The organism is Xylanimonas protaetiae (genome assembly GCF_004135385.1).
Lineage (GTDB): Bacteria > Actinomycetota > Actinomycetes > Actinomycetales > Cellulomonadaceae > Xylanimonas > Xylanimonas protaetiae.
This window is the reverse complement of record NZ_CP035493.1, coordinates 912,680-930,161: the sequence shown is the minus strand read 5'-3', so window position 1 is coordinate 930,161 and position 17,482 is coordinate 912,680. Positions and strand designations below refer to the sequence as shown.

Below are 17,482 nucleotides of genomic sequence, written 5' to 3'. Positions count from 1 at the left end.
GCCCGATGCCCACCATGCGGAACAAGGATCGCGTCATCGATGTGAGCGCGTGAGGGAGGCCTAGAGTCCGCCACCACCGCACGATCCTGGAGGCCCCGACATGACCCTCACCGAACGCCCTCCGGCCCGCGTCGAGCCGGCCGGGGTGCCGGCGGCGCTGGCCGCGGCCGCGCGGGCGGCCGCCGGCCTCGCCACCGCGACCGCAGCACGTCCCGGCTCTACGCCGCGTCTCGGCTCTACGCCGCGTCCCGTCTCCGCGTCGCGTCCCCGCGGGCTCGCCACCGAGCAGCGCGCCGTCACCGGCTCGACCGCGCGCGGCGCGGTCCCGCTGGGCGTCCCCGCCGCGCTCGCCGCGCGCTGGGACCTGGCGAGCGGCTTCCAGGTGCGCACCCTGCACCTCGTCCGCGAGGGCCAGACGGTGCTCGGCGTCGCCTACACCGTGCACCGACCGTGCGCGGCGTACGAGAAGGTCGCCGGCTGGTGGCTCGCCGACCCCGCCGCGGGGCCCGAGCTGCTCGACGCCGTCGTCGAGCACGCCCGGGCGGGCGGCGCCGCCGTCGTCAAGGTGGAGGTCGACGAGCGGTCCGTCGCGGACCCGGCCGCGCTCCTGGCCACCGCGCTCGCGGCCGGCTTCGAGGAGCTGCCCGCGCCCGTCAGCGGCGCCCCCATCCCGCCCGGCCCCGACGGCGTCCCGTCGGGTCTCGCGCTCTGGCTCGACGGCGCGCGGCCCCACGCCGCCGTGCCCTACTACCGCCAGACGACGGAGCTGACGGGCGGCGCGGTCGCGCTCGCGACGGCGCTCGCGGCGGGCGGCGACGCCTCGCTGCTCGGGCGCCGCGAGGAGCTCGACCTGTACCGCGAGGTCAACATGATCTCGGGCTGCGACCCGTTCGGGCTGGCCGTCGCCGCGGCCGCCCGCGGCGCGCGGCCCCGCGTGCTCATCACGACGCCGGAGCCCATCCTGCTCGAGGGCGTCACGGCCGACTGGGACCGCGACGTGCGCGCCTTCATCCAGCGCGACTTCCGCGCGCGGGCTCTCGCGGCGGGCCTCGCGGTGGAGACGCGCGAGTTCGGCATCGCCGAGGTCGTCGCCCACGTGGCGGCCGGCGGCACCGCGCTCGTGCTCATCGACCAGCACCCCCTGCTCGCCGAGCCGTACCCGCACTGGGTGACGGTGCACGCGGTGCGCGGCGACGTCGTCGTCGTGCACGACCCGTGGACCGACGCGCACCTGGGCGAGTCGTGGCTCGACGCCGCCGACCTCCCGCTGCCGGCCGCGACGCTGGACCGCATCGCGGCGTGGGGCGAGCCCTTCTACCGGGCGGCGCTCCTGTTCCCTGCCGCCTGACCGCGCACGGCCCGGTCAGGCGGTCGGGGGACGCGCTTCGCCAGCCAGGTCGTGACCACGCGCAGGTACTCCTCGCGCGCCGGCGACGGCGACAGCGCCAGGTCGTGCGCCCCGCCGTCGACCTGCTCGAACGTGATGTCGGAGCCGATGCGCTGCGCCCCGGCGCGGATGTGGTCGACCGACAGCACCGAGTCGGTCGTGAGCACCTCCGGGTGCGCGGTCTTGTGCGGGCCGGAGCGTGCCGACGCGACAACGAGCGTGGGCACGCCGACGTCGAGCGCCCCGGTGCCGAGCCGCCGTTGCGCGGCGCGCACCGTGCTGATCCACCCGGCCCGCACGGGGAAGCCCTCGTGCGGCTTCCAGGCGGGGTCGAAGTCCCACTCGCCGCCGCTGTCCGCGTGCAGCGCCCGGCCGTAGTGCTCGTGGAGCCCGCCGACCACGAGGCGCGGCGCCACGCGCCCGACCGCGGCGAGCGCGCGCGTGACGGGCCCGCGCATCAGCCAGCTCTCGTTGAGGTCGAACCAGGGGGAGTTGAGCACGAGCGCGTCGGCGCGCCCGGGACGCCCGGCGGCCCACAGGGTGGTCACGAGGCCGCCCATCGAGTGCCCGAGGACGACGAGCCGCTCGTGCCCCGCGCCCCGGACCGCCGCCGCGGCGGCGTCGAGGTCCTGGGCGTGCAGGGCGAGGTCGGGGGCCAGGTTGGGGTCCTTGCCCGCCGCGGTGTGCGCGGCGAGCGACCGCCCGAACCCGCGCAGGTCGACGGCGTAGAACGCGTACCCGGCGCCCCCACCCCGCGAGTCTCCTCGCTCCGCTCCGGGGACTCGCAGGGACTCCGGGGAGGCCAGCGCGCGGGCGACATGGGGGTGGAAGAAGTAGTCGACGAACCCGTGGACGTACAGCACGGCCACCCGCCTCGGGGTCGCGTCGCGCGTGGACGGCACGTGGCGCACCAGTGTCGCCTCGGACCCCGGCAGGGGGAGGGTGCGCTGCTCGAAGTCGGCTCCCAGCACGTCCTCGTGCCACTCGCTGCTCTGCATGCGTTCATGGTGCCAGTCGCGGATGCCGACGCAAGTTGAGCGGAATAGACTCAACTTGGCTCACGTTCCCAGGTCAGGACCCATCCCTGAACGCCCCGGAGTACCCATGGACACCAAGCTCACCACCATGTCGCAGCAGGCCCTCGGCGACGCCGTCCAGTCGGCGTCCGCGGCCGGCAACCCCCAGGTCGAGCCCGCGCACCTGCTCGCCTCGCTGCTCGCGCAGCAGGGCGGCGTCGCCGTCGGCCTGCTCGACGCCGTCGGCGCGAACGTGCAGGAGGTCGGCCGTGCCGTGCGCGCGGGCCTCGTCGCGCTGCCCACCCTGAGCGGCACGACCGGCGCGCAGCCGTCCGCGAGCCGCGCCACCGCCGTCGTGCTGGAGAACGCGCAGAAGGAGGCGCAGGCGCTCGGGGACGAGTACGTCTCCACCGAGCACCTGCTCCTCGGCATCGCCGCGGGCACGTCGACGGCGGCCCAGGCGCTGCAGGCCGCCGGGGCGACCGCCGACGCCCTGCGCGCCGCGCTGCCCGCCGTGCGCGGGTCCTCGCGCGTGACCAGCCCGAACCCGGAGGGCACCTACAAGGCCCTCGAGCAGTACGGCACCGACCTGACCCAGCGCGCCCGCGACGGCAAGCTCGACCCCGTGATCGGCCGCGACGCCGAGATCCGGCGCGTCGTGCAGGTGCTCTCGCGGCGCACGAAGAACAACCCCGTGCTCATCGGCGAGCCCGGCGTCGGCAAGACGGCCGTCGTCGAGGGCCTCGCGCAGCGCATCGTCGCGGGCGACGTGCCCGACTCCCTGCGCGGCAAGCGGCTCGTGTCGCTCGACCTCGCGAGCATGGTCGCCGGCGCCAAGTACCGCGGCGAGTTCGAGGAGCGCCTCAAGGCGGTGCTGGAAGAGATTCAGTCCTCCGACGGCGAGGTCGTCACGTTCATCGACGAGCTCCACACCGTCGTCGGGGCAGGTGGAGGTGACGGCACTGGGTCATCACTGGACGCCGGCAACATGCTCAAGCCCATGCTCGCCCGCGGCGAGCTGCGCCTGGTCGGCGCGACGACGCTCGACGAGTACCGCGAGCACATCGAGAAGGACCCCGCCCTGGAGCGCCGCTTCCAGCAGGTGTTCGTCGGCGAGCCGTCCGTCGAGGACACCGTCGCCATCCTGCGCGGCCTCAAGGAGCGCTACGAGGCGCACCACAAGGTCACCATCGCCGACTCCGCGCTCGTGGCCGCCGCGACCCTGAGCGACCGGTACATCTCGGGGCGGCAGCTGCCCGACAAGGCCATCGACCTGGTCGACGAGGCCGCCTCCCGCCTGCGCATGGAGCTCGACTCGTCCCCCATCGAGATCGACGAGCTCCAGCGCGCCGTCACGCGCCTCGAGATGGAGGAGGTCGTGCTGTCCGAGTCCACGGACCCGCCCTCGCTGGACCGGCTCGAGCGCCTGCGCGCCGAGCTCGCCGACAAGCGCGAGGCGCTCGCCGCGCTCACCGCCCGCTGGGAGGCCGAGAAGGCCGGCCACAACCGCGTCGGCGACCTGCGCGCACGCCTCGACGAGCTGCGCGTCGAGGCCGAGCGCAAGCTGCGCGAGGGCGACCTCGAGGGCGCGGCCCGCATCCAGTACGGCGAGATCCCGGCCGTGGAGAAGGAGCTCGGCGAGGCCGAGCGCGCCGAGGAGGCCGCCGACGACGCGGTGCCCGCCGCGGCGCCCATGATCGCCGACAAGGTGGGCGCCGACGAGATCGCGGAGGTCGTCGCCGCCTGGACGGGCATCCCCGCCGGCCGCCTGCTCCAGGGCGAGACCGAGAAGCTCCTGTCCATGGAGTCCGTCATCGGCGCCCGGCTCATCGGCCAGGTCGCCGCCGTCCAGGCCGTGTCCGACGCCGTCCGCCGCGCCCGCGCGGGCGTCGCCGACCCCGACCGGCCCACCGGCTCGTTCCTCTTTCTCGGCCCCACCGGCGTCGGCAAGACGGAGCTCGCCAAGGCGCTCGCGGACTTCCTGTTCGACGACGAGCGCGCCATGGTGCGCATCGACATGTCCGAGTACGGCGAGAAGCACTCCGTGGCCCGCCTGGTCGGCGCGCCCCCCGGGTACGTCGGCTACGAGGAGGGCGGCCAGCTCACGGAGGCCGTCCGCCGCCGGCCGTACTCCGTCGTCCTGCTCGACGAGGTGGAGAAGGCGCACCCGGAGGTGTTCGACATCCTGCTCCAGGTGCTCGACGACGGTCGCCTCACCGACGGCCAGGGCCGCACGGTCGACTTCCGCAACGTCATCCTCGTGCTGACGTCGAACCTCGGCTCGCAGTTCCTCGTGGACCCCACGCTGTCCGACGAGGCGAAGCGCGAGGCCGTGATGACCACGGTCCGCGCGTCGTTCAAGCCGGAGTTCCTCAACCGGCTCGACGACGTCGTCGTCTTCGACGCGCTCTCGCTCGACGAGCTCGGCCAGATCGTGGACCTCCAGGTGCGCGCCTTCGCGGGCCGGCTCGCGGACCGCCGGATCACGCTCGATGTCACGCCCGCGGCGCGCGAGTGGCTCGCCCTGGAAGGCTTCGACCCGGCGTACGGCGCCCGCCCGCTGCGCCGCCTCGTGCAGCGCGAGATCGGTGACAGGCTGGCTCGCATGCTCCTCGCGGGCGAGGTGCACGACGGCACCACCGTCGTCGTGGACCGTCCGGACGACCTGACGCGGGAGGGCCTGACGTTGTCGGCCGGCTGACTGCCTCCCCGGCGGCCGAGCGCCGCGGTTCGTCACGCCATCCGGCCCGATGGCATGACGAACCGCAGCGCTCGGCCCGGGCGACGAGGCGTCAGCGCAGGTCGAGGATCACCGGGACGTGGTCGGACGCGCCCTTGCCCTTGCGCTCCTCGCGGTCGACCGTCACGGCCGCGACCCGGTCCGCGAGGGCCGGGGTCGTCCACGTGAAGTCGATGCGCATGCCCCGGTTCTTGGGGAAGGCGAGCTGCTTGTAGTCCCAGTAGGTGTACGTGTGCTCGGCGGGCAGGTGCTCGCGGGACACCTCGCGGTACCCGGCGTCGGCGAACGCGTGGAAGGCGGCCCGCTCGGCCGGGGTCACGTGCGTCGAGCCGACGAACGCGGCCGGGTCATACACGTCGGTGTCGAGCGGGATGACGTTCCAGTCGCCGACGAGGGCGACCTGGGCGTCGGGGTCGGCGTCGAGCCAGCCCGCCGCCTGGGTGCGCAGCGCCTCGAGCCAGGCGAGCTTGTAGGCGTAGTGCGGGTCGCCGACGGCGCGGCCGTTGGGGACGTAGAGCGACCAGACGCGCACGCCCCCGCACGTCGCGCCCAGCGCGCGGGCCTCGTGGAGCGCGTCGGGGGCGTCCCCGGGCGCCGCGTCCGGCGACGCGAGGGCGGCCGGCGACGCGAGGGCGGCCGGCGACGCGAGGGCGGCCGGCGACGCGAGGTCGAACAGGGCGCCGTCGTCGGGCGTGACGACGGCCGGGGCGGCGGGCTTGCTGAACCCCGGCTGCCCCGAGAAGGCGAGCGCGACGTCCTCGATCCCGACGCGCGACACGACCGCCACGCCGTTCCACTGCGAGAACCCGACGTGCTCCACCTGGTACCCGGCGGCGTCGAACGCCTCGTACGGGAACTGCTCGTCCTTGCACTTGGTCTCCTGGATCGCGAGGACGTCGACGTCCCACCGGTCGAGGAACCCGACCACCCGGTCGACGCGGGCACGGATCGAGTTGACGTTCCAGGTGGCGAGGCGCATGCGCCCACCCTACGGAGGCCGCCGGCCCCCGCGGGACGGCCCGGCGCCGCCGCGGCGTCCTCGGCGAGGCGGCGCGCCTACGCTGGCGCCATGGTCACTGCGCAGCGACGGCGGCGGGCACGCCGCGCCCTGTCCGCGGCCGCCGCGGCCGTCGTCGCCCTCGCGCTCGCGGCGTGCACCGCGGGCAGCACCGCCGTCGACCCGAGCCCCGGCCCGGGCGGCGGGGTCCGCACGGATGTCACGGTCGCCGTCGCGGCCGAGCCCGTGAACCTCGACTTCACCACGACGTCGGGTGCCGCGATCCCGCAGCTCCTCATGAACAACGTCTACGAGACGCTCGTCAAGATCGACCAGGACGGCGCGGTCGTGCCGCTGCTCGCGACGAGCTGGGACGTCTCCGAGGACCGCACGCGGTACACGTTCCACCTGCGCGAGGGCGTCACGTTCTCGGACGGGTCGGCGTTCGACGCCGCCGACGTCGTCGCCTCGTTCGACCGGGTCCGCACGGACTGGCTCAACGCCATCAAGGGCAAGATGGACGTCGTCGCGCGCACCGAGAAGGTCGACGACCACACCGTGCGGGTCACGCTGGACCGCCCGTCGAACGCGTGGCTGGCGAACCTCGGCACGTCGGTGGGCGCGATCTTCCCCAGCGACCTGGACGGCGTCGACCTCCGGACGACGGCGATCGGCACGGGCCCGTACACGATCCTCAGCGTCCGCCCGGGCGACCGCATCGTCCTGGCCGGCCGCCCGGAGTACTGGGGCGGCCCGGCACCCCTGACCACGATCACGGTCCGCTACCTGTCGGACCCGACGGCGGCCGTCAACGCGCTGCGTGCCGGCGACGTCGACATGCTGTTCAACGCGGCGTCGGGCGACCAGGTGCGCCAGCTCGACGCCCTGGGCACGTTCCAGGTCGTCGAGGGCACGTCGACGGGCGACGTCCTGCTGTCCTTCAACAACCGCGTGCCGCCCTTCGACGACGTCCGCGTGCGCCGTGCGTTCGCCTACGCCGTCGACCGGCAGGCGGTCATGGACACGGCGTCGGCCGGGTACGGCACGCAGGTGGTCGCGATGGTCACGCCGCAGGACCCGTACTGCGAGGACCTCACGGGCGTGTACCCGTTCGACCCGGCCCGGGCTCGCGCGCTGCTCGCGGAGGCCGGGCAGCAGGACCTCCAGGTCACGTTCGACGTCCCCAACCTCGCCTACGCGACGACGGCAGCCGAGCTCGTCGCGTCGCAGCTCGCCGACGTGGGGGTGCGGGTGCGGATCGTCACCGACGAGTTCCCCGCCGTGTGGCTCGACAAGGTGTTCACCCGCCACGACTTCCAGATGTCGGTGATCCAGCACTCCGAGGCCCGCGACCTGCTCACGGTGTTCTCCCACGACTACTACCTCGGCTACGACGACTCCGTCGTCGCCCCTCTCGCGGCGGCCGCCGACGCCGGCAGCCCGCAGGAGTACGTCGACGGGATGCGGCGCGTGGCCCGCCAGATCGTCGACGACGCGGGCGGCATCGTGCTCTACCTGGCCCCGACGCTGATCGTGGCCGACCCGGCCCTGACGGGCATCCAGCCGAACGCGGTCACGGAGTCGATGGACCTGACGCGGCTCGCGTGGCGCTGACCCGGCAGGATGGGACCGTGAGGACTCGCGTCGCGTGGCTGGTGGGGCAGGTCGCCGCCACCCTGGCCGTCGCCAGCGTGCTCGTGTTCCTCGTGCTGCGGGTGCTGCCGGGCGACGCCGCCGTCGTCGCGCTGGGGGTCAACGCCACCCCGGACGCGCTCGCGCAGTGGCGGGCCGACCACGGCACCGACCGCCCGCTGATCGCGCAGTACGCGTCCTGGATGGGCGGGCTGCTGCGGGCCGACTTCGGCACGTCGTTCGTCACGGGCCGCGAGCTGACCCCGCTGATCCTGGACCGGGTGCAGGTCACGCTCATCATCGTCGGGCTGGGCATGCTCCTCGCGCTGCTGGTCGCGGTCCCGCTCGGGACGCTCGCGGCGGTCACGCACCGCTCGGCGACGGGGACGCTCATCGCAGGGGCCTCGCAGGTGGGCGTCGCCGTCCCGAACTTCCTGGTGGGCGTGCTGCTCGTGTCGTTCGTCGCGGTGCGCGCCCGCTGGCTGCCCGCCGGCGGCTGGGTGCCGCCCGCGGTCGACATGGCCGAGTTCTGGCGGCACGTCGTCCTGCCGTCGGTCGCGCTCGGCACGGTGCAGGCGGCGATCATCACGCGCTACGTCCGCTCCGCCGTGCTCGAGGTGATGCGCGAGGACTTCCTGCGCACCGCCCGCGCGGCGGGGCACACGCGCGGCTCCGCCCTGGTGCGCCACGGCCTGCGCAACGCGGGCGTGCCCATCGTGACCGTCGTGGGCGTGCAGCTCGCCGCGATGCTCGTGGGCGCCGTCGTCGTCGAGCGCGTGTTCGTCGTGCCGGGCCTCGGGTCCCTGCTCGTCGACGCCGTGCAGCAGCGCGACCTCCAGGCCGTGCAGTCGATGGTCATGGTGCTGGTCGTGCTCGTGGTGGCGGTCAACTTCGTCGTCGACCTGCTCTACACCGTGCTGGACCCCCGCCTGCGGGTGGTGGGCCGGTGAGCGCCCCGTCCGCCGGGTACGTCGTCGGCCCCGAGCGGCGGCCGGGCGTGCACCCGCAGCTCGTCATCGGCGCGGTGCTCGTCGCGCTCGTCGTGGTCGTCGCGCTCGTCTCGCTCGTCTGGACGCCGTACGACCCCATCCACGCCGTCCCCGCCAACCGCCTCCAGGGCCCCAGCGCGGCACACTGGTTCGGCACCGACCGGTTCGGGCGCGACGTGCTCTCCCAGGTCATGGTCGGCGCACGCCTCACGCTCTACGTCGGCGTGGTCGCCGTGGGCATCGCCGCGCTGGTCGGGGTGCCCGTCGGCATCGTCGCCGGCATGCGCGGCGGCGTGCCGGGCACGCTGCTCATGCGCGGCGCCGACGTGCTGCTCGCGTTCCCCGGCCTGCTGCTCGCGATCATCCTGGGCGCCGCGCTGGGCGCCGGGACGACGACGGCGATGGTCGCGCTCGGCATCGGCGCCGTCCCGGCGTTCGCTCGCGTCGCGCGGTCGGGCACGCTCCAGGTGGTGCACACCGACTACGTGCTCGCCGCGCGCGCCGCGAACCGGTCGGCGTGGGCGATCGCGTGGCGGCACGTGCTGCCGAACATCGCCGGGATCCTCGTCGTGCAGGGCTCCGTCACCTACGGGCTCGCCGTCCTGGCCGAGGCCGCCCTGAGCTTCCTGGGGCTCGGCACCGCCCCGCCCACGCCGTCGTGGGGCCGCATGCTCCAGGAGTCCCAGCAGTTCCTCGGCGTCTACGACCACCTCGCGATCGCGCCCGGCGTCGCCATCGCCGTCGCCGTGCTGGGCTTCAACCTGCTGGGCGACGGCCTGCGCGACGTCATGGACCCCCGCCTCAAGGGGATGCGATGACGACGCCTCCCTCGCCGCCCCGCGCGGAGCCGCCGCCCCGCGCGACGCCGCAGGACCCGGGCGCCGCGCCCCCGGCGCTCCGGGTCCGAGACCTCACGATCTGCACGGCGTCGGATCACACACTGCTCTCGGGCGTGTCCCTCACGGTCGCCGCCGGGGAGCGCGTCGGCCTCATCGGCGAGTCCGGCTCCGGGAAGTCGCTCACGGCGCTCGCCGTGCTCGGCCTGCTCGCGGACAACCTCACGGCCACCGGCCAGGTCGACGTCGCGGGCGAGCACGACCTGCTCGCGCGCTCCGACCGCCGCCTCGCGCCCCTGCGCGGGTCGCTCGTGTCGATGGTGTTCCAGGAGCCGATGACGGCCCTGGACCCGCTGGTGCGCGTCGGCAGGCAGGTCGCCGAGGTGATCACGCTGCACCGGGGTCCCGCGGGTCCCGGCGGCGGGGCGGCGCGGGCCGCGGGGCGTCGCGGCGGGCGCAGGGCCGCCGCCCGGGCGCGGGCCGTGGAGCTGCTCGCGGAGGTCGGCCTGCCCGACCCGGCCGCCGCCGCGCACGCCTACCCGCACCAGCTCAGCGGCGGCCAGCGGCAGCGCGTGATGATCGCGATGGCGCTGGCCAACGACCCCGCGCTGCTCGTCGCCGACGAGCCGACGACGGCGCTCGACGTCACCGTCCAGGCCCAGGTGCTCGAGCTCATGGGCCGCCTGGTGGCCCGCCGCGGCACGGGCCTGCTGTTCATCACGCACGACCTCGCCGTGGTGTCGACGGTGTGCGAGCGCGTCGTCGTGATGAAGGACGGCGTCGTCGTCGAGGAGGGGCCGGTCGCGGACGTCTTCGCGGACCCGCAGCACGCGTACACGCGCCGGCTCCTGGCCGCGTCGACGCTGCCGCCGCGCGCGACGGTCCTGCGGGAGGCCGAGCCGCCCGCCGGGGACGACGTGGCCGGGCGAGCCGGCAGGGCGCCGGCCGTCCGGCTCGTCGACGTCACCAAGCGGTACCACCGCTCGGGTGGCGTCGTCGTCGACGCCCTGCGGGGGATCTCGCTCGAGGTCGCCGCGGGGGAGCGGTTCGGCCTGGTCGGCGAGTCCGGCTCCGGCAAGACGACGACGCTGCGCCTGCTCGCCGGCCTGGACGCCCCGATGTCGGGCACGGTCGAGGTCGCGGGCGTCACGCTCGCCGGCCCCGCGGGAGTGGCGAGCGCCCGCGACGTCGCGCGCGTGCGCAGCGACCTCCAGATGGTGTTCCAGGACCCGAGGGGCTCGCTCGACCCGCGCATGGCCGTCGCCGACATCGTCGCGGAACCGCTCCTCAACCCGGCCAACCGCCGCGACCTCCCCGAGGCAGCCACGCGCGCGGGCCGCGCGGGCCTGGTCCGCGAGATCCTCGCGGCCGTCGGCCTGCCCGACGACGCCGCGACCCGCTACCCGCACCAGTTCAGCGGCGGCCAGCGGCAGCGCGTCTCGATCGCCCGCGCGCTCGTCTGCCGCCCCCGGGTGCTCGTCGCGGACGAGCCTGTCAGCGCGCTCGACGTGTCGGTGCGCGCGCAGGTGCTCGACCTCCTGGCGCGGCTCGCCGACGAGCGCGACCTGACGCTGGTGCTCGTCTCCCACGACCTCGCCGTCGTGCGCCACCTGTGCGACCGCGTCGCCGTCATGCGCTCCGGCGAGATCGTGGAGCAGGGCCCGACCGAACGGGTGTGGTCCGCGCCGCGGCACGCGTACACGCGCGCCCTCCAGGCGGCGACGCCGGTCCTCGCGTCGGCGAGGTAGCCCGCCGCCTGCGTAGGGTGGCCCCATGGGTACCGCGCTCGTCACCGGCGCCACCGCCGGTCTCGGTCTGGAGTTCGCCTGGCAGCTCGCCACGGCGCGTCACCACCTCGTGCTCGTCGCGCGCGACGAGGCCCGCCTGGAGGAGGTCGCCGGGCAGCTGCGCGCCGCCGCCGGCGTCGACGTCGAGGTGGTCCGCGCGGACCTGTCCGTGCCCGACGACGTCGCGCGCGTCGCCGAGCGGCTGCGCGTCACGGGCGAGGAGGACGGCGAGACCCGCCGCCCCGTCGGGCTGCTGGTCAACAACGCCGGGTTCGGCATGCGGCACAGGTTCACCAAGGACGACCTCGACTCCGAGCTCCGGGCCCTCGACGTCATGGTGCGTGCCGTGCTGGTCCTCAGCCACGCGGCCGCCGGCCAGATGAAGCACCGCGGCCGGGGTGCGATCCTCAACGTCGGCTCGGTCGCCGCGCTCACGGCCACCGGCACGTACTCCGCGCACAAGGCGTGGGTGCGGACGTTCACCGAGGGTCTCGCCGCCGAGCTCAAGGGCACGGGCGTCACCGCGACCGTCGTCGCGCCGGGGCTCACGCACACCGAGTTCCACGCGCGCATGCACGCGGACACGTCCGGCCTGCCGGAGATCGCATGGCTCGACGCGCCCCGCGTGGTCGCCGACGCGCTCGCCGACGTCCGCCGCGGCGTCGTCCTGTCGACGCCGTCGCTGCGCTACAAGGCGGCGTCCGCGGCGCTGCGCGTCGCGCCACGTCCGACGGTGCGGTGGTTCGGCAAGAAGCGCCGCCTCTGACGCCGGTCAGAGCCAGTCGACGCGCTTGAAGATCGAGTAGAGCCCGAACGCGGCGACCACCATGAGCAGCAGCGCGAACGGGTACCCGAACAGCCAGTGCAGCTCGGGCATGTGCGTGAAGTTCATGCCGTAGATCCCGGCCACCAGGGTGGGCGCGAAGAAGATGGCCGCCCACGACGAGATCTTCTTCGCGGCCTCCGCCTGCTTGAGCGACGCCTCCGTCATGTGCCGCACCTCCTCGTTCTGCTCCTGCGCGACGAGGGTGGCGTGCACGGTGAGCGCGTTGTCGAGCACGGCGCGGAACTCGTCGGCGCGCTCGGCGTAGCGGATGGCGTGGTCGAGCACGTCGCGGAACGCCCGCTCGAGCTCGACGTCCATGCCCGCCCCGCCGTCCTCCGTGACGGCGGCCCCGGCGCCGGGCGCCAGGTCGAACACGCGGCCCGTCTCGAGCGTCCGCACGATCTGGACGAGCGGGCGCGTGGCCCGCTGGAGCCGGATGACCTCGCGCGACAGCTCGTACATGCGCCGCGACACCTCGGGGTCCCGGCTGAAGAGCTGGTCCTCGATCTCGTCGATGTCGTTCTCGAGCCCGGCGACGACGGGGGCGTACTCGTCCACGACCCGGTCGAGCAGGGCGTGCAGGATGGCCAGCGGCCCGAGCCGCAGCCGGTCCGGCCGGGCCTCGAGCGCCCGGCGCACGGGGCTGACGTGCGGGAACTCGTCGCGCCGCACGGACACCACGAACCGGGGCCCGACGAACACGTGCAGCTCGGAGAACTCCACCTGCTCGGGGCTGTCGAGGTAGCGGGCCGGGTGCAGCACCACGAAGAGCACGTCGTCGTACCGCTCGAGCTTGCTGCGCTGGTGGGCGTTGACGGCGTCGTCCACGGCGAGCTCGTGCAGCCCCAGCTCGTCGGCCACCGCCCGGATCTCGGCGGCGCTCGGCTGGAGCAGGTCGATCCAGCCGATGCCGTCGCAGGCCTGCATCGTCTCGAGCGTCAGCTCGAGGCTCGGCGGGTTGTCCGTGCGGTGCCCGTCGACGTAGACGGCGTTGTCGGTGATGCTCACGCGCTCATCATGACCTGCACCGCCCGTAACCTTGTCCCGTGACCCACGCTGACTTCTCCCCGACCCCCCGCGAGCAGCTCCTCGAGCTCATCAAGGAGCTCGCGATCGTCCACGGCAAGGTGACGCTGTCCTCCGGCAAGGAGGCCGACTACTACGTCGACCTGCGCCGCATCACGCTGCACCACCGCGCGGCCCCGCTCGTGGGCCACGTCATGCTGGACCACCTCGAGGAGCTCGGCTTCGGCACGGCGGACGTCGACGCCGTCGGCGGCCTGACGCTGGGCGCCGACCCGATCGCCGACGCGCTGCTGCACGCCGCGGCGTCGCGCGGCCAGGACCTGGACGCGTTCGTGGTCCGCAAGGAGGCGAAGGCGCACGGCATGCAGCGCCAGATCGAGGGGCCCGACGTCGCCGGGCGCCGCGTCGTCGTCGTCGAGGACACGACCACCACGGGCGGCTCGCCCATCACGGCCATCGAGGCAGTGCGCGCCGCGGGCGGCGAGGTCGTCGCGGTCGCGACGATCGTCGACCGCGCCACGGGCGCGGGCGCGAAGATCGAGGCCCTGGGCGTCCCGTACCACCCGCTGTTCTCGCTGGAGGACGTCGGCCTGGCCTGACGCCCCGGCCGTCAGACGAGCGCGACGAGGTCCGCGATCGAGTCCTTCACGTGGCTCGGGCGGAACGGGTACTTCTCCACGTCCTGCGGGCGCGTCGACCCGGTCATCACCAGGAACGTCGTCAGGCCCGCCTCGATGCCGCCGACGACGTCGGTGTCCATGCGGTCGCCGACCATCGCGGTGTCCTCGGAGTGCGCGCCGATCCGGTTGAGCGCCGAGCGGAACAGGATCGGGTTGGGCTTGCCCACGTAGTAGGGCGCCCGCCCGGTGGCCGACTGGATGAGCGCGGCGACGGCGCCCGTGGCGGGCAGCGGCCCCTCCAGCGACGGCCCGGTGGTGTCGGGGTTCGTCGCGATGAACCGGGAGCCGCCCTTGATGAGGCGGATCGCCTTGGTGATCTGCTCGAACGAGTAGGTGCGCGTCTCGCCGAGCACCACGTAGTCGGGGTCCGACTCGGTGAGCGTGTACCCGGCCTCGTGTAGCGCCGTCGTCAGGCCCGCCTCGCCGATCGCGTAGGCCGAGCCGCCCGGGATCTGGTCGTGCAGGAACTGGGCCGTGGCCAGCGCGGACGTCCAGATGTTCTCCTCGGGCAGCTCGATGCCGGAGGTTGCCAGGCGGGCGCGCAGGTCGCGCGGCGTGAAGATCGAGTTGTTCGTCAGCACCAGGAAGGGCCGGCCCGCGTCGCGCAGCGCCGCGATGAACTCGGGTGCGCCGGGGATGGCGTGCCCCTCGTGCACCAGGACGCCGTCCATGTCGGTGAGCCAGGCTGCGATCGGGCGGGTCATCGGCGTCCTTCCGAAAGGGTGGGCGCGCTGCTAGCGCGCGTGACGGGGCGGGTGCACGCCGTCGTCCACGACGGTACCGGCCTGCGCGGGTGCCGCAGCACGCGCGGCACCCGCCGCCATGGTCGCGGTCGCCCGGGCGGCCTTGCGGCGCTCGCGGAGCACCTCGACCACCATCGGCACCACGGACACCGCGACGATCATCAGCACGAGCGCCTCGACGTGGTCTTTGACGAACGCGATGTTGCCCAGCAGGTAGCCGATCACCGTGATGCCGGCCGCCCACAGCGCCGCGCCGAGCGCGTTGTAGGCGATGAAGTGCCGGAACGGCATGCGCCCGACGCCGGAGGCCACCGGGGCGTACGTGCGCACGATGGGCACGAACTGGGCGATGGTGATGGTGCGCCCGCCGTACCTGTCGAAGTACTTCTGGGTCTGGTCGATGTACGTGCGCTTGAAGATGCGCGCGTCGGGCCGGTCGAAGAGACGCGGCCCCACGGCGCGTCCGATGCCGTAGCCGGTCGAGTTGCCCAGCACGGCCGCGCCGAACAGCACGAGCACCACGACGGGCAGCGGCAGCCGCATGGCGTGCTGCGCGGTGAACGCCCCGGCCATGAACAGCAGCGAGTCGCCCGGCAGGATCGGGAACAGCAGACCGGTCTCGACAAAGACGACGACCGCGATCGCGACGACGGCCCACGTCCCGTACGACGTGAGGAACCCGGTGATGAGGCTCGACGGGTCCATCCAGCCCGGCCCGAGCGCGTGGACCGTGCTCGCGAGCGCAAGTGTCTGCATGCGCGCAGCGTAGACGGGGGAGGATGGGGCCCATGACCGAAGCCCGGCCCGCGAGCACGACCGTCACCCCCACCCCTGGCGCCCTGGGGACCCCGCTGTCCCCGCACGCCACGCGCGTCCTGCTGCTCGGCTCGGGCGAGCTCGGCAAGGAGGTCGCGATCGAGCTGCAGCGCCTCGGCGCCGAGGTGGTGGCCGTGGACCGCTACGCCGACGCCCCCGCCATGCAGGTGGCGCACCGCGCGCACGTCGTCGACATGCTCGACGCCGCTGCCCTGCGCGCGGTGCTGGACGCGGAGCGCCCGCACGTCGTGGTCCCCGAGATCGAGGCGATCGCCACGCAGGTGCTCGCCGAGGTCGAGGCGTCCGGCGTCCGCGTGGTCCCCACGGCCCGCGCGACGCGGCTCACCATGGACCGCGAGGGCATCCGCCGTCTCGCGGCCGAGGAGCTCGGCCTGCCGACGTCGCCGTACCGCTTCGTCGACACGTTCGACGCGTTCCGGTCGGCGGTCGCGGAGGTCGGTCTGCCGTGCGTCGTCAAGCCGGTCATGTCGTCGTCCGGCAAGGGCCAGTCCGTCGTCCGCACCGCCGACGACGTCGAGGGCGCGTGGGCGTACGCGCAGACGGGCGGCCGCGCGACGGCGTCCGGCGAGGCCGGGGTCCGCGTCATCGTCGAGGGCTTCGTGACCTTCGACTACGAGATCACCATGCTGACCGTCCGCTCGGTCGCGGGCACGACCTTCTGCCCGCCCGTCGGGCACGTGCAGGTCGACGGCGACTACCGCGAGTCGTGGCAGCCCGCACCCATGAGCGACAAGGCACTCGCTGCCGCTGAGGCCATGGCCGCCCGCGTGACGGAGGCGCTGTGCAGTTCAAGCGGGTGCGGCTGGGGCCTGTTCGGCGTCGAGCTGTTCGTCGTCGGCGACGAGGTGCTGTTCTCCGAGGTCAGCCCGCGCCCGCACGACACCGGCCTCGTCACCCTGGTGAGCCAGGACGTCAGCGAGTTCGGGCTGCACGCCCGTGCGATCCTCGGCCTGCCCGTCGCCGCGCCCGCCCCCGTCGGCGGCCCCGGCCAGCAGGCCGCGGCGTCGTGCGCGGTGCTCGCCGAGGGCACGGGCGTCCCGGTGTTCGACGACGTCGCCGCCGCGCTCGCGGTCCCGACGGCGCAGGTGCGCCTCTTCGGCAAGCCGCGCGTCGAGGGCGGCCGCCGGCGGGTCGCGGTCGCGCTCGCCCGGGGCGCCGACGTCGAGCAGGCGCGGTCGCGGGCCCGCGACGCGGCAGCGGCGCTGAAGGTCCGCCTTGCCTGAGCGGCTCCCGGAGGTCGAGGAGGCCACCGCGAGCACGGCCGCGCCGGGCGCTCTCGCCACGGCGGACCACCGGGCGGAGGTCGGCGTCGGGCCCTGGGAGGGGGAGTGGCCGTCCGGCGCGCGGTGGGACACCGACCTGCTCGCCCACGGCGACCGGCGCAACGTCGCCGACGAGTTCCGCTACTGGACCGTCGACGCCATCGTCGCCGCGCTCGACGCCCGCCGGGACCCCGCCCGCGAGCTGCACGTCGCCATCGAGAACTGGGCGCACGACCTCAACATCGGCTCCGTGGTCCGCACCGCGAACGCGTACAACGTCGCAGGCGTCCACATCGTCGGCCGGCGCCGGTGGAACAAGCGCGGCGCCATGGTCACCGACCGCTACCTGCACGTCCACCACCACCCCGACGCCGACCACCTCGCGTCGTGGGCGGCGGAGCGCGGGCTGACGCTCGTCGGCGTCGACAATGTCGCGGGCTCGGTCCCGATCGAGGGCCGCGCGCTCCCGTCGCGGGCCGTGCTCGTGCTCGGCCAGGAGTCCACCGGGCTGACCCCGCAGGCGCAGGCGGCGTGCGACGTCGTCGTCCACGTCACGCAGCACGGCTCGACGCGCTCGCTCAACGCGTCAGCGGCCGGCGCGATCGCCATGTTCGCCTGGGCGCTCCAGCACGCGACGCCCTGACGGGCGACATCGCGCCTGGCAGGCGGTCCGCGCGACGGCCGGAATGACGGTCAGGCCACAGGCGTGGGAGGATGCTCGATG

At 74.4% G+C, this 17,482-nt stretch carries 15 protein-coding genes; 10 read left to right on the top strand and 5 right to left on the bottom strand.

All coding sequences use genetic code 11. The annotated features are described in order from the left end of the window. Window positions 1-100: 100 nt before the first annotated feature. Window positions 101-1,348: a peptidase C39 family protein gene (locus tag ET471_RS04200; protein WP_129186741.1), complete on the top strand. Its 1,248-nt coding sequence runs from the start codon at window positions 101-103 to the stop codon at window positions 1,346-1,348. Here the strand turns inward: ET471_RS04200 and ET471_RS04195 are convergent. Beyond that, entirely contained in the window at window positions 1,315-2,385 is a 1,071-nt protein-coding gene (locus ET471_RS04195) for an alpha/beta hydrolase (protein WP_129186740.1), read from the bottom strand. The two genes, ET471_RS04200 and ET471_RS04195, sit on opposite strands and share 34 nt — an antisense overlap. Window positions 2,386-2,491: 106 nt before the next feature. On the opposite strand from ET471_RS04195, the gene clpB reads away from it, so the two are divergent. Next, entirely contained in the window at window positions 2,492-5,104 is a 2,613-nt protein-coding gene (gene clpB, locus ET471_RS04190; RefSeq protein WP_129186739.1) for an ATP-dependent chaperone ClpB, read from the top strand. A gap of 91 nt (window positions 5,105-5,195) precedes the next feature. Here the strand turns inward: clpB and ET471_RS04185 are convergent, their stop codons facing one another. Beyond that, the gene (locus ET471_RS04185) at window positions 5,196-6,122 is read right to left on the bottom strand and encodes an exodeoxyribonuclease III (RefSeq protein WP_129186738.1); all 927 of its coding nucleotides are present in this window, start codon (window positions 6,120-6,122) and stop codon (window positions 5,196-5,198) included. A gap of 90 nt (window positions 6,123-6,212) precedes the next feature. Here ET471_RS04185 and ET471_RS04180 point away from each other — a divergent pair, with 90 nt between their 5' ends. The 5 genes from ET471_RS04180 to ET471_RS04160 are packed head-to-tail and all read left to right on the top strand — an operon-like array spanning window position 6,213 to window position 12,150. Continuing rightward, window positions 6,213-7,754 carry an ABC transporter substrate-binding protein gene (locus ET471_RS04180; protein WP_129186737.1) on the top strand — a complete coding sequence of 514 codons (1,542 nt, stop codon included), beginning with the start codon at window positions 6,213-6,215 and terminating at the stop codon, window positions 7,752-7,754. A gap of 17 nt (window positions 7,755-7,771) precedes the next feature. Then, on the top strand, window positions 7,772-8,722 hold the full coding sequence (locus tag ET471_RS04175) for an ABC transporter permease (RefSeq protein WP_129186736.1): 951 nt from the start codon (window positions 7,772-7,774) through the stop codon (window positions 8,720-8,722). Then, on the top strand, window positions 8,719-9,579 hold the full coding sequence (locus tag ET471_RS04170) for an ABC transporter permease (RefSeq protein WP_425356568.1): 861 nt from the start codon (window positions 8,719-8,721) through the stop codon (window positions 9,577-9,579). The genes ET471_RS04175 and ET471_RS04170 overlap by 4 nt, the downstream gene beginning before the upstream one ends. Then, the gene (locus tag ET471_RS04165) at window positions 9,576-11,345 is read left to right on the top strand and encodes a dipeptide ABC transporter ATP-binding protein (RefSeq protein WP_129186735.1); all 1,770 of its coding nucleotides are present in this window, start codon (window positions 9,576-9,578) and stop codon (window positions 11,343-11,345) included. The genes ET471_RS04170 and ET471_RS04165 overlap by 4 nt, the downstream gene beginning before the upstream one ends. Window positions 11,346-11,370: 25 nt before the next feature. Next, window positions 11,371-12,150, top strand: a complete 780-nt coding sequence (locus ET471_RS04160; protein ID WP_129186734.1) for an SDR family NAD(P)-dependent oxidoreductase — start codon at window positions 11,371-11,373, stop codon at window positions 12,148-12,150. A 6-nt stretch (window positions 12,151-12,156) separates the two neighbouring features. On the opposite strand, the gene ET471_RS04155 is transcribed toward ET471_RS04160, so the two are convergent. After that, window positions 12,157-13,218 carry a magnesium and cobalt transport protein CorA gene (locus ET471_RS04155; protein ID WP_129186733.1) on the bottom strand — a complete coding sequence of 354 codons (1,062 nt, stop codon included), beginning with the start codon at window positions 13,216-13,218 and terminating at the stop codon, window positions 12,157-12,159. Between the two features lie 38 nt (window positions 13,219-13,256). Between ET471_RS04155 and pyrE the strand changes: the two genes are divergently transcribed. Beyond that, entirely contained in the window at window positions 13,257-13,835 is a 579-nt protein-coding gene (gene pyrE, locus ET471_RS04150; RefSeq protein WP_129186732.1) for an orotate phosphoribosyltransferase, read from the top strand. 11 nt (window positions 13,836-13,846) lie between these two features. On the opposite strand, the gene ET471_RS04145 is transcribed toward pyrE, so the two are convergent. Together ET471_RS04145 and ET471_RS04140 are read right to left on the bottom strand one after the other, a co-directional pair. Further along, window positions 13,847-14,620 (bottom strand): HAD-IIA family hydrolase, encoded by a 774-nt coding sequence (locus ET471_RS04145; protein WP_129186731.1) that lies wholly within the window; start codon window positions 14,618-14,620, stop codon window positions 13,847-13,849. A gap of 30 nt (window positions 14,621-14,650) precedes the next feature. Further along, a complete protein-coding gene (locus ET471_RS04140) occupies window positions 14,651-15,415 on the bottom strand; it encodes a VTT domain-containing protein (RefSeq protein WP_129186730.1) in 765 nt (254 codons plus the stop codon). 32 nt (window positions 15,416-15,447) lie between these two features. Here ET471_RS04140 and purT point away from each other — a divergent pair, with 32 nt between their 5' ends. Both purT and ET471_RS04130 read left to right on the top strand, forming a co-directional pair. Continuing rightward, window positions 15,448-16,719 (top strand): formate-dependent phosphoribosylglycinamide formyltransferase, encoded by a 1,272-nt coding sequence (gene purT, locus ET471_RS04135; RefSeq protein ID WP_129186729.1) that lies wholly within the window; start codon window positions 15,448-15,450, stop codon window positions 16,717-16,719. After that, complete coding sequence (locus tag ET471_RS04130) at window positions 16,712-17,401, top strand: TrmH family RNA methyltransferase (RefSeq protein WP_129186728.1); 690 nt, start codon at window positions 16,712-16,714, stop codon at window positions 17,399-17,401. The genes purT and ET471_RS04130 overlap by 8 nt, the downstream gene beginning before the upstream one ends. Window positions 17,402-17,482: the final 81 nt, after the last annotated feature.